Origin of the sequence: Vibrio sp. M60_M70, from assembly GCF_037162085.1 — a bacterium.
Taxonomy (GTDB): domain Bacteria; phylum Pseudomonadota; class Gammaproteobacteria; order Enterobacterales; family Vibrionaceae; genus Vibrio; species Vibrio diabolicus.
Genome location: NZ_JARLUL010000001.1, coordinates 1,904,187 through 1,919,215 on the forward strand (window position 1 = coordinate 1,904,187; position 15,029 = coordinate 1,919,215).

A 15,029-nucleotide genomic window follows, 5' to 3' on the forward strand; every position below is an offset into this window, starting at 1 on the left:
AGAATTCAGTGACACAAAATAAATGCCGTGCCACTGTAATATCGCACAACTTTAAGCAAGCTCTGTGCTCGTCATTACCATTGTCTTTAATACATCGACAACAAGCTGATGATCATCTAACTGCGGTAAACCCGATACCGTCACAACCCCAATTAAACCAGAACCCATGATTCGAATTGGGAACGCGCCACCATGAGCACAATACTCACGCGCATCGAGATGTGGCTGATTTTCAAAATCACGCTGCTTTTGCTTATTGTATAGCGAGAGGTAGTAAGAGCTGCGACCATATCTCAATACTGAGTTTCGCTTTCTACGAACCCAATCCAAATGGTCAGCGCACGTTCCTGTCATCGCGTATTGAAATAGCGTTTGTCCAAAACCGTAGACCTCAATAGCCACAGCCGCGTCACAGGCTTCCGCCGCTTCTTTTAGAGCCAAACCAATAGACCACGCTACTTGGTGGTTAAACTCTTTCAATTGAAGCTCATGCTCTTGTTGAGCGACTAGCTCAAGCGTTAAGCTCATGATTTCACCTGAATCGTTTTACCCGTTTTACTGCTTTCCAATGCCATCTCAATCAGAGCAATATTCTGTACTGCTTGAACGGCAGGAACCGGGTTATCAGTCCCCAAACGAATGGCATCTGCCACACCAACAAAATAAGCTTGATACGCACCTCTCTCCGTTTTGATGGTTTGCGCACCGTCTTCGTCGTAGCGGACACCGTATAACGCCTCGTCCTCTTCTGACCAAGCATCGTTCTCCGGTAATCGACCTTCTTTTAAGTAACCTTCTTGAGGATCTAATCCGTATTTTTCATATTTAGCCTCAGTACCCAATACTTTATAACGCAGGTTTGGTTCTGGGCTGTATAAGTTTGAATGTAAATGCACAATATGGTCTGGGTAATGAAGCACTAAGTTGTAGTAATCAATCGTCGTCGCGCCCGGACGCATCATTCGACACTGTGCGTCTATCGCATCTGGCAAACCAAATAACACCAAGGCCTGATCGAGAAGATGGGGAGCAAGATCGAATAAAATACCACCGCCATCTTGAGCCTGCTCTCGCCAGCGTTGACGAACTTCAGGACGGTAGCGATCAAAGTGCGACTCAAACAGCCTCACATCACCTAACTTACCTTGTTCGATAAGCGATTTAACGGTGAGAAAGTCGCCGTCCCAACGCCTATTATGAAAAATGCTCAGAACCAATCCTTTTTCTTCTGCTAAGGCGATCAACTCATTCCCATCTTCTATGCGCGTTACAAACGGCTTTTCGACAATGACATGTTTCCCATTGTTCAACGCGCGCTTTGCGAGCTCGTAGTGCACGTCATTTGGCGCAGTGATGATCACAAGCTCAGCGTCACTGTCATCGAGTAAAGTATTGGCATCAGCAAACCACTGAGCATCTGGCCAATCATTTTGGACCGCTTCCTGTTGACGAGAACTTATTGCGCTCAACGTCAAGTTTGGCAGTGCTTTAATGAAGGGTAAGTGGAAAGTTTTTGCTGAATATCCGTAACCAATCACGGCGGTCTTTACGGGATCGTGAGCCATACTAAGATTCCTTATTTCGGTGAAACAACAATACATTCAATATCATTGTGGTCGAGAAGTTGTTGAAAATCTGATTGAGGAGCATGATCGGTAATAACGATGTCGATCTTTGACAAATCACATACATGGTGAAAATTGTCGCTTCCAATTTTGCGGGATTCACAAACGACAATGACTTGTTGAGCTTGCTCTATCATGGTTTGTTTCATGGTTGCTTCTAGCTCATTATTTGTCGTCAACCCTCGGGATGACAACGCGCACACACCAATAAACGCCTTATTCACATGATATTGCTTCATTTGCTGTTCTGCTTGTGCACCCAAGATCGCTCTGGCGTAGGGGTCAAAGTGTCCACCTAAGAAATGGACGTCCATTGATTCACTTTTTTCAGCAGCGATTAGTACGTCAATACTGTTGGTGACCACGTTGAGCTTATCTTCTTCACAGCGTGCTTTTTCTACGTAAAGTGGGAGCAGAGATAAGATAGTGCTGGTATCAATAACAAGGTGGTCACGCTCATCCAAAAGCTTAGCGGCCGCTTGAGCGAGGCGATGCTTAGTGTCACTAATTGGTCGATTAGAGTACGCCTCTGTAGAGGAAGATATCGGGGCAAGCATGACGCCACCTCGGATTCTTTGTAATCCCGGTAGTTGGCTCAACTTGACTAAGTCTCGACGCGCTGAATCTCGAGAGATGCCAAAATACTCGCAAACTTCCGATAACGTTATTTTGTTTTGTAGCTCTAGCTTGGCTCTGAGCTCTATCAATCGCTCTTCTTGCGTCATTGCTTAAATTCACTTAAGTGGTTTTAAGCAATAATGCCACACAGCAATCAAATAACCAATACGGACGCACGCAATATTTGCTTATGCTAATACCAGACAGAATTGTTAAGTTGAGGAGATGAAGAGCGTTTTGCTCATCACCCCATATCACAAAATGTTTGGTGTAATGTTTACGTTGGCTGGGTCGCTACTTTTTCATCGCTTCTTTAAAAACTTGATTCCAATCTTGTTTCATATCGACAAACAGCCAACCTTGCTCTTCACCCACTTTAAATGATTTGTCTAATTTCCCCACGTGAGAGTCTTTATCATACGCCCATTCACGCTTGTCATCCGTGTGATGGATAACCGCTGAAAATCGTGGGCCAGACCCCGCTTTAGTCCACTCTAACATTTGTAAGTCACCGTCAGAATTACCAAATGCCATCACCGGGCGCTTACCAATGAAGTTCTGAATCGTGACAGGCTTCACCGCTTTATCATTCACAAAATCAATTTCTGGCAAGCGTTGAATCGTTGGCTTTCCATCAACGACCTGATACTCCGCTTTTAATGTCGTCCCAACGATATTTTGCGTTGGGATCCCGTATACTTCTGGTGCCCAAACACGCATGAAATCAATGCCACCTCCAGAAATTATATAGGTCTGGTAGTCATTTGCTCTCAAATAGTCGAGTAACTCAAGCATCGGTTGATAAACCATTTCAGTGTATGGCTTTCCCGTAGTAGGATGCACGGCCGTTTTCATCCACTCCTTCACTTCTTGATGGAACTGATCAGTCGACATTCCGGAGTGAGTCGCCATAACAAGCTTCATCACACCTTGAAGGCCTTGCTTGCCAACCCCTCCAAGTCACCTTTTATTGCCGAAGCAAAAGGTTCTGTTGTTTTCCAATCAGGATGCTCAGAGGCCATCTCTTTCACTTTATCGATCGCAAAAAACAGCTGTAGATAAACGGGTTTTTCTGCCCACAGCGTCCCGTCATTATCAAACGTAGCGATCCTTTGGCTTTCAGGAATATAAGCGTCCGAGCCTTGAGTCGTCGTTTTAGTAACAAACGCCATAATAGCTTGCTTCGCGCCGGTGTTGTTCCATGACGGCAGAGGATCTTGCACATCAGCAGCAATGCTATAGCTAGACAGAGCAAAACTTGTCGCAAGGACAATCACCTTTAACTTTATAGCCATTTTAATTCCTTATATTGAGGTACGGGATGCAAATCCAAATGAAAGTATAGTTCACGATTAACAAGCGCAATTCAGAGCAACATATGCAACGACACCAGAAAGTGACCTTGTAACTAGAAACACGCTTTAATTAAAGAAGCTTACTGATAAAGTGTTGAGTTAGCTGGCGTCAACCTGCTCTGAAGTACTTTGACGTCCCTTTTTCTGATTAAGCTCATCAATCACGTAATCCGGAGCCACTTTCTTAAGTTCCGCTAAACACTGTTCAGACTTGGGGTTATCGTACCGAATGTAGATATCACACACTGCATAAAGCTGCTCCGGCGCGCCAGAGATCAAATAAGCTTTTTCAAAAGCGTGCACAGACTTTTTAAGATCTAACTCTTCTTGCAGAACACCATTTAAGTACCAAAAATAACTGTTGTTCTTTGCCATGTTAGCGGCCTTTTCAATTTCGCTAGCGGCATCATGCTTCTCACCAAGTCTTACTAGCGCCAATGACTTCGAGTAATGCAAAGCAGCGTTATCAGGAAAAAGTGTGATTGCTTCATCAAGTACTTGGATAGCTTGTCGATCTTTTTGTTGCGCTCGAAAATTGTCCGCATAGCTTAACCAGACTTGCGGGTTACTTGGCATCAGCTTGGTTAGCTCTGGATAAATCAATGCCGCTTTGTCCCACTCTCGATGCCAACGATATACATCGGCAAGGAGTAATCTAGAAACGTTGTCAGTTTTCTGCGACAAGTAGGATGTTAAATCAGTCACCGCGCCTTCAAGTAACTGTTGCTGCTCCGAACTTAAACTGGCGTAATCTCGAACCAAGTTTATCGCTGCGGTAATTCGAACCATTGCATCGTCATCACTTAGCAACGGGGAAACCAGACGCCAGCGATGCTCTATCATATAGGGTTGAGCTCCTACAATTGCCGCTTCACGAATTCCAGCATCTGCATCTTTCAAACCACGAGCGACGGCAACCAAAGCGTTTTGGCTGGGGTAGTTGGCCAGTTCACGTAAAGCATCAATACGCTTTTCTGAAGACAACTTCTTGTTTTGTGCATCATAAGACAATTTTTCGACTTGCTGTGCTAGCGTCATTGGTTCCTCTTGAGATGCTATCTCAACGGGTGAAACTCTATCTGAATTGAGCAGAGGTTTATCTTGAGCCCAAGCGCCTTGGCTTAACGCTACACTCATCGTGAAAGTTAAAAGTGACTTCGTAAAACGCGTTATCTTTTGCATTGATGAGACCTTACTTTTATAAAACTGGACCAGTTGAATCTTAGAACTTGGTGTCAAAAACAGGTCGATTAGACGCTTTCAGGTGTAAAACCTTATCGCTGTATTTACCGTGTACCACAGGGTTGCCCATCGCTCGTAAAATGTACGCCATTGATTTGTCGACATGCGCAAAAAACTTCTTCCAACCTGCACATAGATAGTTAAGGCCAGGCTCACCTTTTCTGGTGCGAATAAAGCGGTTTTTAGGGCATTCTCCAAAACATGCAAACTGATAATCGCAATGAACACACTGCTGAGGCAGTGTACGACTTTTAGCAAACCCGAATTTCTGCTGGTCAGGGCTATAAGCGAGAGTATCGAGTTTTTCGCGGTGAATATTTCCGACCTTGTATTCCGGGTAAACATAGTGGTCACACGCAAAGACATCACCGTTTGGTTCCATTGCTAAACCTTTGCCACAGATTTCACCTAGCGTGCATAGTGGGTTTTTGCTTCCCATCCATGTTTCCAAACTTGCTTCAAAATACTGTACAAAAACGTTACCAATATCATGCACGACCCACTCATTGAATATCGCGATAAGGAAGTTACCCCATGCTTCATCCGCCACACAAAATGGCTCGACAACCGAATCCTTGTGGCCGGGAATCAGACGTTTATCACCTTGCATTAGTTGATCATTGGGCTTCCAAGTTTGTGGCGCTGTTGTTCTGAAAGTTTTCTGCTCAACAATCGGAATAAACTGCATTTGAGGGGAACGTACTTCATCTCGTAAGAAGCGATACACTTCCAATGGGTTTCGGCTGGTCAAGTTGTTCACACACGTGAGCGTTGCAAACTTCACTTCATGCTTATGTAATAGCTCAACGGCGTTCATCACTTGTTTAAATGTGCCTCTTCCCGCTCGATTTGTTCGGTAAGCGTTGTGCATCATCTCAGGGCCATCGATGCTTAAACCGACAAGAAAGTGGTTCGCTTTTAGAAACTCGCACCACTCATCATTAAGAAGCGTGCCATTAGTCTGAAGATCATTAGAGATCGTAATACCATGAGGGCGGTATTGATCTTGTAGTTCAACAATTCTTTTGAAGTAATCCAACCCCAGCATGGTCGGCTCTCCACCTTGCCAAGAGAAGATAATTTCAGGTGTGTTCTGCCCTTCTATGTATTGGCGGATATAGCTCTCTAAGGTTTCGTCATCCATTATTGGCGAGCACCCTTGCTTATATTCCAACAAATCTTGTTTGCTTAAGTAATAACAATAAGTGCAATCGATGTTGCAGGCAGCACCAATGGGCTTTGCCATCACATGTAAACGCTTAGATGCTTTTCCGTTGAACTGCGGCCCTTGAGTTATGTGCATTCATCACCTTCTTAGTTGCTAACCTATCCCCAATGATGTCAAACCTAATCATCGAGTTAATCGCCTAGGGTGATGATAATGTTCAATTATTCTCGGCGCTTGTTATAGTGTGTATAACCGTTTGTTATGGTTTTTCTTGCTAGACTTTTTGACCAAAGTCGTTGACGGAGTCGCCGAATGAAGCATCCCAAAAGTAAGATTATTTCCTTTGTCTCAGCCATATCGGTCACGCTGATAATTAATGGGTGTGCAACAACCCCACCAAACTCTCTCGCTCAGAAAATCGATCAAGATATGGTTCTTGTCGAAGGTGGGCAGTTTACGATGGGCGCAGATAATCCATCAGCCAAAAAGTCAGAGGGCCCAGCTCGCACTGTTAACGTTGATGGATTCTATTTGTCAAAATTCGAGGTAACTCAATCGCTCTTTGAAGCTATCACTGGCTCCTCTCTGAGCTACTTTCGAGATCCAAATACACCCGTCAATAATATTAGTTGGCAACAAGCCAATTATTTCATTAAGAAATTGAATGAAAAAACGGGAGAGCATTACCGTCTACCAACAGAAGCAGAATGGGAGTTTGCCGCTAAAGGCGGAATTTTAAGTAAAGACTTCACTTTTTCTGGATCAAACAATATTGACGAGGTGGCTTGGTATGCGAATAACTCGCACAATAAGGCTCATAAGGTAGGTCAAAAGCAACCAAACGAGCTCGGGTTGTACGATATGACAGGTAACGTAGGCGAGTTTGTTATTGATGCTTTTGACGAAGGTTATTACAAAACAGCGCCCAGTGATAATCCGGTAAACGCAAAAGAGGAAAAAGAAAGCCTTGCACACAAGTCTGTACGTGGCGGCAGCTTTGCTTATGACGCAGACGAATCTGAAAACTATCGCCGCGATTTTGCCAGCCAATCCGTCATTATGTCTGACATGGGCCTTAGACTAGCGAAAGACGTAGACTAAACTAAGTAGAGAAAGTGGCGCGATAAAGGCTCCACTTTTTACTATTGGTGTTTAATCTCTACAGATTCGCAATAGATGCTTTCAGCTGATCAATAGCCTGCTTAGGAGCATAATTACTCAGCTCTTTTAGACACCTATCGAAAGCAAAAGCGACAGCGCCTTTTTTATAATTTCTCGCTAGAACTTCGCATTGAGCATATAAATGTTGAGGGTTCCCACCAACTTTAAACGCAGTCTGCAATGCCTTACTGGCTTCCAGAACTTCACTTTTTTCTAAAGCTAGACCATAAACATACCAGTAGTGAGCGTTAGTCTTTCCTAGTTCTGCGGCATGTTTAAGTAGAGCTTTGGCCTCATCTTCCTTGCCTTGGCGTAACAAAGAAAGACCGGCACTGTAAGGTAATGAGCTGGATTTAGGCTGAGCTTTCATCCCTTGTTGTAACACCGAGAGCGCAGCTTTTTCTTTCCCGAGGCGTCTATACAGGTCCGATAAATTCACGTAACTATTTTCGAAATAAGGCTCGATACTTATCGCTTCTTGGTATAACGCAATTGCCTTATCGATTTCGCCTAAGCTGCGGTATACATTTGCCAAATTGGTTCTGCCGAAACCACGATCGGCGTTAAACTTTTGAATGTCCATGTACTCTACAAGCGGTGGTTGAATCCTATCTTTTTGTAACGGCGTCATTTGCGCATAGCTGGTCACTAATACCGAAGCCGTCTCCGCCCTAACTGAAAGTACGGGATCATCCAGCAGTGGTTCTAAAATTCGCCATCGATCATGAAACTCATAACCAGACGAGCCAGCGACTGCGCCGAGCCGAATCATTTCATTCTCATTTTTAACGGCCCTTGCGAGCGAAACAGTCGTATTTTGGTCAGTATTGCCGCCCATTCGCTCTAATGCAGAAGCTCGTATGATGTCTTTTAATGATGAATCCTGAGCAGAGTAAGCCAGAGCATTCGCCGCCCCTTTGTGCCCAATTGCATCGGCATAAAATGCGACAGCAAAGTGTTGTTGATTGCGGTATTGAGAGTGAGGAAACCATTCGGCTATCTGCGCATCCGCCCACTGGTTATTCTTATCCTCATGACAAGACGTACATACATTGGGCGTATCGATGTGTTTGCTCAAGTCAGGTCTCAGGTACGTGCCAACTGTGGTCTCTACGAGGATCGACTTGCATATAAGTCGTTTCTGGCATGTGACAAGTCGTACATTGTGACGCTTTAGATCCCGCTTCATGGAAGGTGTGGTTTTCTGGGGTATATTCTGACGCAATATGACATTGTGAACATACCGCCTCTTCTGGGATGTTTAGCTTTGCCGAATGAGGATCGTGGCAATTGGTGCATGTTACGCCTTTTTCAGCCATTTCAGACTGAAGAAATGAACCGTAAACATAGTCTTCATCGTAAATTTGGCCATCGTGGTAGTAGAGTTCTGGAGTGATCAGGCTTAACCGGTATTTATCGAAAAATGAGCCTTGAATGTGATTACCTGTCTCATTCAACTGCGTTCGACGACTGTGACATTGTGCGCACGTCTGAACTTGGTTTGTTTCTGCGATTGCTTTTGGTTGTAACGTTCTGTGGCCCTTCTCAAATACCCAATCGGTTACCGCTTTAGATAAATTTCGGTCAAAACCATAGTGACTATCTGTATCGAAAGAGCCTCCTGTAGATGCGGACTTTTTCGCCAACTCGATGTGTCCACTTGCAGGGCCATGACACGCTTCACAACCAACATTGATCTCGGACCAAGACGTGTTGTAGGTATTTTTGATTGCGTCATAGTTCTTCTTTACATTGGTCGAATGACAGTCTGCACACATGAAATTCCAATTTTGCCCAGTGTTAGTCCAGTAAAACTCATCTGTCGTTGTTGTCTCTGGATAGAGGTGAAACCAGCGCTGACCACCTTCCGATTTCGTCCTTGAATCCCATGCAAAAGGAATGAGCTGTACACGACCGTCTTCAAACTCCACCATATATTGCTGTAACGGCTTCCAGCCAAATGTGTAGCTAATTTTATAATCATGCCATTGACCATCAGGGCCTTGAATATTGACCCAATACTCCTCGCCTTGTCTAAAAAAACGGTTGGGTTGCCCATCATGCGTCACTGTGCGGTTATCAAAATTACCTTGAACAGATTCTGAGTTTGCATGTTTCATTGCCATATCGTGATGAGAGCCCTTCCAAGCCTCCACCTCTTGTTGGTGACATTCCGCGCACGTTTGCGTGCCAACATATTCCAACCCAAGCTTCGTGGTATTTTGGGGACTCTCTATCACTGATGCCTGGGATAAAAACGAACCACTCACCATGACGATGCCCAGAAATAGACACCGAAACCGACCTGCCCACTGACTCATAACTATCCTTAGTATTTAGATGGTGCAACTTGAATCAATATAGTCGCTAACCCCTTGGTTATACAAATAATTAGAAGTGAAAGGCCGTCAAAATGAGTGCTCCATTCTTTGTCCCCCGATTAGGGAGTATCTCGGTGTTTTTGCTGAAACCTTATTCGTCTCACCAGCAACCTGCTCTGGTGTTCATTAGTGACCCATCTCTATTTTTAAAACCTCCCAAAATCATCAGAATGACAAGTATTTTTATTTAGAAACAAATAGTTAAACACCCTCAATAACTTATAGTTATAAAGAGTATAAGAGGATTTTTCTATACACATCATTAACTTATGCAGCACCTAAGCACAAGGTTTACTTGTGCTTCTCGTTACTCTCAACCACCTGGAGTTTTTTATGGCAAACCAATTGAGAAAAATCGCAGTAGGCGTCGGGCTGTTAGCAACGTCCAGCGCAGCGATGGCGGCAGACAAACCCAACATACTTGCAATTTTCGGTGACGATGTCGGTTACTGGAACATCAGCGCATATAACCAAGGTATGATGCGTTACAAAACCCCTAACATCGATCGTATCGCGAACGAAGGTGCTTTGTTTACAGACCATTACGGCCAACAATCTTGTACTGCGGGTCGAGCAGCATTCATTACTGGCGAAGAACCATTTCGTACTGGCTTGCTGACGATTGGTATGCCGGGTTCCGACCATGGGATTCCAGATTGGGCACCAACTATTGCTGACTTACTAAAAGACCAAGGTTATATGACAGCTCAGTTCGGTAAAAACCACTTGGGCGATCAAGATAAGCACCTACCTACCAATCATGGTTTTGATGAATTCTTTGGTAACTTGTACCACCTTAATGCAGAAGAAGAGCCCGAAACCTACTACTACCCTAAAGACCCAGAGTTCCGTAAAAACTATGGTCCTCGTGGTGTAATTAAATCTTATGCCGACGGTAAGATTGAAGATACTGGCCCAATGACGCGTAAACGCATGGAACACGCGGACGAAGAGTTCCTCGAAAGCACTTTATCGTTTATGGAGAAAGCTGTTAAAGCAGATAAGCCTTTCTTCATCTGGCATAACTCTACGCGCATGCACGTGTGGACCCGATTACAAGAAAAGTACCGAGGTAAATCCGGTGTTAGCATTTACGCTGATGGCATGTTAGAGCATGACGATCAAGTCGGCGTATTGCTCGACAAACTCGATGAGTTAGGCGTTGCTGACAACACCATCGTTATTTATACAACAGATAACGGCGCAGAGACCATGACTTGGCCTGATGGGGGCGCAACCCCATTCCACGGTGAGAAAGGCACGACTTGGGAAGGCGGTATGCGTGTGCCTCAACTTGTGCGTTGGCCTGGTGTCATTAAGCCAGGAACGAAAATCAACGAAATGATGGCTCATCAAGACTGGTTGCCAACATTGTTAGCGGCAGCTAGCGTTCCTGACGTGAAAGAAAAGCTTGCTGAAGGTTACAAAGCAAATGGTAAAGACTGGCGTGTCCATATAGACGGCTACAACTTCATGCCATACTTCGAGGGAAAAGAAGAGAAAGGACCACGTGAGTCTCTGCTCTACTTCACCTCAAATGGTGAACTAAACGCAGTACGCTGGAATGACTGGAAACTTCACTTTGCAACTCTGGAAGGAAACCTAAGCGACGCCGTGCGCTCTGTACCAAACTGGCCTAAGATCATTCACTTACGCGCAGACCCATTTGAAAAAGGTCCTAGCGAGTCACAAATGTATCTACGTTGGATGGCAGACAACATGTGGTTGTTTGTACCAATTCAAGACGTTGTTGGCGACTTCTTTAAAACGTTACCTGAATACCCAATGCAACGCGGTACAACTATGAACCCTGCTTCTTTAAATTACGACTCTTTGCAGATGCAAGAAAAGATGCAGCAGTTAGAAATGCTTAAACAGGAAGTGAATAAAGTTAAGTAATCTAATTAATCACTCTAGATTGCGTTACTGAGCCAGCAGAGCTCTGCTGGCTTATATTTGCTGAAGTAAGAACTATTCGTTCAGTTTACTATCGCAAAGAACAAGCATCCTGCCGTAGAGTCCTTTCTTACGAAACCACCTTTATCAAAGACCTGAGCACTTACCACCAGCTTCATCTTAAGTTCATTTAGACTCATTACTTTCATATTTCAAATAGTTCGTAATCCCTATAGAAATCCTTTTCTCTAGGTGGAATAACCAAATAACCCTATGCGCTCGATAACAAATAGTTGATTTTTTGGAAGCATTGTATGTGTCACATGTTGTAACATTGTTTACCTAACGTATTGTAACAAGAGAGAATTGGATGTCTAAAGCGGAATCATCTTCCAGAAAGTTAAGCTTTATTATTATTGGCCTCGTTTTTGTGGTTTGGCTATATAGCTTGTGGGCTGATCGAGTAACACCAATCACTGGCACCGCTCGGATTCATTCTTATCTTGTCCGTATTACTCCAGAGGTTTCGGGGAACCTAACTGAAATCCATGTTCGCAATAATCAAGTCGTCAATGCTGGTGATGTGCTCTTCGAAATTGATCCAAGAGACTATCAAATTAATCTGCGTTCAGCCGAAGCAAACTTAGCCATTGCTGGCCAAAACATTGGAGCCAACACCGCGGCTGTTGAAGTGGCACAAGCTAAGGTCATTGAATCACTCGCAGCTCGTGACAACGCAAGAGAACAAGCAGCTCGCGTAACCGAGCTCGCCGCAAAAGGGGTATTGAGTAAATCTGAGCTAGACAACGCCATCGAAGCTAAAGCACGAGCTCAAGCCACATTAGAGGCAGCAGAAGCGTCCTTAGCTCAAGCCAAGCATAATCTTGGCCCCGAAGGGCAAGATAATCCCCAGATTCTCGCAGCTATAGCAAATCTAGAAAAAGCACAACTCGACTTACAACGAACGAAAGTGATTGCTCCATCAAAGGGGATCGTTTCTAACTTACAACTTACTGTTGGGCAAAAAGCGACGACTGGCTCACCTCTTGTCACTTTCATTGATCCGAGAGGCGTGTGGGTATCAGCGCTTGTTCGCGAAAACTCACTCGAGCATGTTCGTGCGGGACAAAAAACAAAGATTGTGTTGGATGCTTTACCTGGCAGAGTGTTTGAAGGGCGAGTAGAAAGCATTGGTTGGGGTACTGGTGGCAGTAACGACATCGATCCGACAACTGGCTTTTTGGTTGCAGACAATAATGCCTTAAACGCACAGCGCTATCCTGTAAATATAGTTTTTGAAGGCGGAGATATTCCCGAAAACGTACTATAAGGACTTCCTCCCGATGTCAATGGGTGCTCTGAACGCAATCACAATGAAGATTAAGATGCAGTACTATAAGCGGTCATACTGGAATATTCTGTTCCGGACCAAAATGAAAGACGCTCGCAAGAACCTCATACGCTAATCGGATATTTAACATCCTAACGTTTTCTCAGGCACCTCTTGCGGGGTCTTAACCCTTATCATATTTGCGTTGTCATCATTGGTGGTAAGAGATTTATTTAGGTTGAATAACAATTTTCGAATGATTCACCATAGTGAAGTATTGCCCAACAGTGTCGTGCATTTTTTGCAGCTAAAGCAATAGCGGCTCGCCAGTAACCACGGCGATCTTTGACATCACAGACCCACTTACTGAGCGGATCGTCTTTTCGTCCGGCGCTAGCCATCATTGAACGCGCCCCCTGCACAAGCAGACTACGAATATAGTTGTCACCAGCTTTAGTAATTCGCCCTAATTTTGGTTTCCCTCCGCTGCTGTATTGAGAAGGCGTTAAACCCAACCAGGCCGCCAATTGACGGCCATTACGAAACTCTTTTCCGTCAGAGATCGCTGATACTAGAGCACTGGCTGTCATAGGTCCAACCCCTTTAGTTGCATCAATAGTCGGCATCGTTCATCTTGCTCTGCCGTCTCTTTAATCAGTCGGTCGAACTTTAAAAGCCTGCGCTCAATGTTGTCTATATGAAGAAATAATTCATCCATGCAAGTTGCGGCTAAGGTTGGAAGGTGAACCTTCATGCTCTCGAACTCGTTACGCAATCGCTCCGGTGATAAAGGAGCAATCACACCAAACTCAGCGAGCAAACCACGAATGCGGTTGCATACTGCCGTCCTTTCTTCATTTAGGCCCTGCCTAGCTCGGTGCAAACATTGAATCGATTGCTGCTCTTCTGACTTGATGCTAACAAATCGCATATGAGGACGTTGAACTGCTTCACAGATAGCTTGAGCATCAGCAGCATCATTTTTCCCTGCTTTGCCAGACAGTCGATAAGGAGAGACAAACTTAGGAGCGATGAGGCGAACTTCGTGGCCGACATTTTTGAATAATCGGGCCCAAAAATGAGCGCTGCTACATGCTTCCATTCCAATCAGACACGGTGGCATATTGGCTACCGTTTCTAACAGCTTGGCCCGACTTACTTTGGGTTTGCATAAAATGGTATTGCCTTTGTGGTCAACACCATGCAATGCGAACACATTTTTTGCTAGGTCGATACCTAATACAGTCACAGCCATGTTGTTATCTCCGTATGAAATGGTGAATTTATCATCTCAGAACTAACGGCTGAGTGATAGGGAGGAAGTCCATTCCATACGTTATGGTTCGAAAGCAACGGTCGCCTTTTTAACTGAGCAAAGCACCTTTGGAGAGTGGCTGGCCTCTTTCTGGATGAGAGTGTTGAGTATCTGGACTTATGTTTCATAGTTCAGCAAACCCAATCATTAGATTGGTTTTCACTCCGATTCTTTTACTGTTTTACTTACAGTATTCAGGTGCACCTACTCCCTTTATCGCGCCAATATTCGTTGTGATTTTTCTAACACTGATGCCATCTAAACCCCCGTTCAACATGATGTTGAAATTGCTGGTAATACTCTCACTTCTCAGCTTTGGCATCGTAACTTTAGCAGGAGCGCTCATGAGCTCTCCTAGTGGCTTCTTACTGTTTACTTGGTCACTTCTCTGTTGGAGTTATTACCGAAGTCATCGCGATCCCAAAGACATCGTTTCGACACTCACTTTGATTGTTGTATTGATTATCGTGGTCACAAGCCAACAAATGGGGTTGTCGCTTGAGGGGTTGCCATGGGTCTTATTTAATAGTTTCATTGTTGCGTTGGTTGCCACATATATTAGCTTTTGGCTATTCCCTGGGGACGAAAAAGATATACAACCAGACCAAACCACTCTTGATGGTGCAGACGAACATATCGGGCTTATCGTCTTTAAAGCAACCGCATTGTGTGTTGTTTTGTACGCGCTAATATCATCTGGAAGCTCTCAAACGCTATTAATCGCAATAACATTTGGCAGCATGATTAAGCACCCAGTTAATCAAGACAGTCATTCCTTTGGGCGGTATCGAATTATCACTACAAGCCTAGGGATCTTGTTTACTATTCCATGCATGCTTGCAGTAGCCACAGGTGCACCTACTTACGTTGTACTTGGCGTTACCATTGCGTATTTCGGAGCATTCCGAACAGCCATTTCGGTATGACCCGAACACCTA

General features: G+C 44.4%; 9 protein-coding genes and 4 pseudogenes. 5 read left to right on the forward strand and 8 right to left on the reverse strand.

The window, feature by feature from the left end; translation table 11 throughout:
• Window positions 1-51: 51 nt before the first annotated feature.
• The 6 genes and pseudogenes from P4S59_RS08790 to P4S59_RS08820 form a co-directional block, all read right to left on the reverse strand.
• On the reverse strand, window positions 52-528 hold the full coding sequence (locus P4S59_RS08790) for a heme-degrading domain-containing protein (protein WP_005393342.1): 477 nt from the start codon (window positions 526-528) through the stop codon (window positions 52-54).
• Window positions 525-1,565 carry an oxidoreductase gene (locus tag P4S59_RS08795; RefSeq protein ID WP_337168251.1) on the reverse strand — a complete coding sequence of 347 codons (1,041 nt, stop codon included), beginning with the start codon at window positions 1,563-1,565 and terminating at the stop codon, window positions 525-527. Before P4S59_RS08795 ends, P4S59_RS08790 begins: the two co-directional genes overlap by 4 nt.
• An 11-nt stretch (window positions 1,566-1,576) precedes the next feature.
• Window positions 1,577-2,350: a DeoR/GlpR family DNA-binding transcription regulator gene (locus P4S59_RS08800; protein ID WP_074191408.1), complete on the reverse strand. Its 774-nt coding sequence runs from the start codon at window positions 2,348-2,350 to the stop codon at window positions 1,577-1,579.
• A 187-nt stretch (window positions 2,351-2,537) separates the two neighbouring features.
• A pseudogene (locus P4S59_RS24420) lies at window positions 2,538-3,538 on the reverse strand (HAD family hydrolase).
• Window positions 3,539-3,697: 159 nt separating this feature from the next.
• Window positions 3,698-4,780 carry a tetratricopeptide repeat protein gene (locus P4S59_RS08815; RefSeq protein ID WP_337168253.1) on the reverse strand — a complete coding sequence of 361 codons (1,083 nt, stop codon included), beginning with the start codon at window positions 4,778-4,780 and terminating at the stop codon, window positions 3,698-3,700.
• Between the two features lie 40 nt (window positions 4,781-4,820).
• Complete coding sequence (locus P4S59_RS08820) at window positions 4,821-6,143, reverse strand: anaerobic sulfatase maturase (RefSeq protein WP_337168254.1); 1,323 nt, start codon at window positions 6,141-6,143, stop codon at window positions 4,821-4,823.
• A 177-nt stretch (window positions 6,144-6,320) separates the two neighbouring features.
• Between P4S59_RS08820 and P4S59_RS08825 the strand changes: the two genes are divergently transcribed.
• Complete coding sequence (locus P4S59_RS08825; protein WP_337168255.1) at window positions 6,321-7,109, forward strand: formylglycine-generating enzyme family protein; 789 nt, start codon at window positions 6,321-6,323, stop codon at window positions 7,107-7,109.
• Between the two features lie 58 nt (window positions 7,110-7,167).
• Here P4S59_RS08825 and P4S59_RS08830 read toward each other — a convergent pair.
• Window positions 7,168-9,490: pseudogene (locus P4S59_RS08830) on the reverse strand (multiheme c-type cytochrome).
• 393 nt (window positions 9,491-9,883) lie between these two features.
• Here P4S59_RS08830 and P4S59_RS08835 point away from each other — a divergent pair.
• Together P4S59_RS08835 and P4S59_RS08840 are read left to right on the forward strand one after the other, a co-directional pair.
• On the forward strand, window positions 9,884-11,449 hold the full coding sequence (locus P4S59_RS08835) for an arylsulfatase (protein WP_337168256.1): 1,566 nt from the start codon (window positions 9,884-9,886) through the stop codon (window positions 11,447-11,449).
• A 367-nt stretch (window positions 11,450-11,816) separates the two neighbouring features.
• A complete protein-coding gene (locus P4S59_RS08840) occupies window positions 11,817-12,776 on the forward strand; it encodes an HlyD family secretion protein (RefSeq protein ID WP_337168257.1) in 960 nt (319 codons plus the stop codon).
• A gap of 233 nt (window positions 12,777-13,009) precedes the next feature.
• Here P4S59_RS08840 and P4S59_RS08845 read toward each other — a convergent pair.
• Window positions 13,010-14,031, reverse strand: a pseudogene (locus tag P4S59_RS08845) (IS110 family transposase).
• Window positions 14,032-14,104: 73 nt separating this feature from the next.
• Between P4S59_RS08845 and P4S59_RS08850 the strand changes: the two are divergent.
• Together P4S59_RS08850 and P4S59_RS08855 are read left to right on the forward strand one after the other, a co-directional pair.
• Window positions 14,105-14,221, forward strand: a pseudogene (locus P4S59_RS08850) (HlyD family secretion protein); the annotation flags it as partial.
• Window positions 14,211-15,017, forward strand: coding sequence for a DUF2955 domain-containing protein (locus tag P4S59_RS08855; RefSeq protein WP_337168258.1), 807 nt, complete (start codon window positions 14,211-14,213; stop codon window positions 15,015-15,017). The pseudogene P4S59_RS08850 and the gene P4S59_RS08855, both read left to right, overlap by 11 nt.
• Window positions 15,018-15,029: the final 12 nt, after the last annotated feature.

Bases quoted from the DNA above. Each gene is read 5' to 3' on its own strand.
- P4S59_RS08790 (WP_005393342.1), bottom strand. From the start codon at position 528: ATGAGCTTAACGCTTGAGCTAGTCGCTCAACAAGAGCATGAGCTTCAA.
- P4S59_RS08795 (WP_337168251.1), bottom strand. From the start codon at position 1,565: ATGGCTCACGATCCCGTAAAGACCGCCGTGATTGGTTACGGATATTCA.
- P4S59_RS08800 (WP_074191408.1), bottom strand. From the start codon at position 2,350: ATGACGCAAGAAGAGCGATTGATAGAGCTCAGAGCCAAGCTAGAGCTA.
- P4S59_RS08815 (WP_337168253.1), bottom strand. From the start codon at position 4,780: ATGCAAAAGATAACGCGTTTTACGAAGTCACTTTTAACTTTCACGATG.
- P4S59_RS08820 (WP_337168254.1), bottom strand. From the start codon at position 6,143: ATGCACATAACTCAAGGGCCGCAGTTCAACGGAAAAGCATCTAAGCGT.
- P4S59_RS08825 (WP_337168255.1), top strand. From the start codon at position 6,321: ATGAAGCATCCCAAAAGTAAGATTATTTCCTTTGTCTCAGCCATATCG.
- P4S59_RS08835 (WP_337168256.1), top strand. From the start codon at position 9,884: ATGGCAAACCAATTGAGAAAAATCGCAGTAGGCGTCGGGCTGTTAGCA.
- P4S59_RS08840 (WP_337168257.1), top strand. From the start codon at position 11,817: ATGTCTAAAGCGGAATCATCTTCCAGAAAGTTAAGCTTTATTATTATT.
- P4S59_RS08855 (WP_337168258.1), top strand. From the start codon at position 14,211: ATGTTTCATAGTTCAGCAAACCCAATCATTAGATTGGTTTTCACTCCG.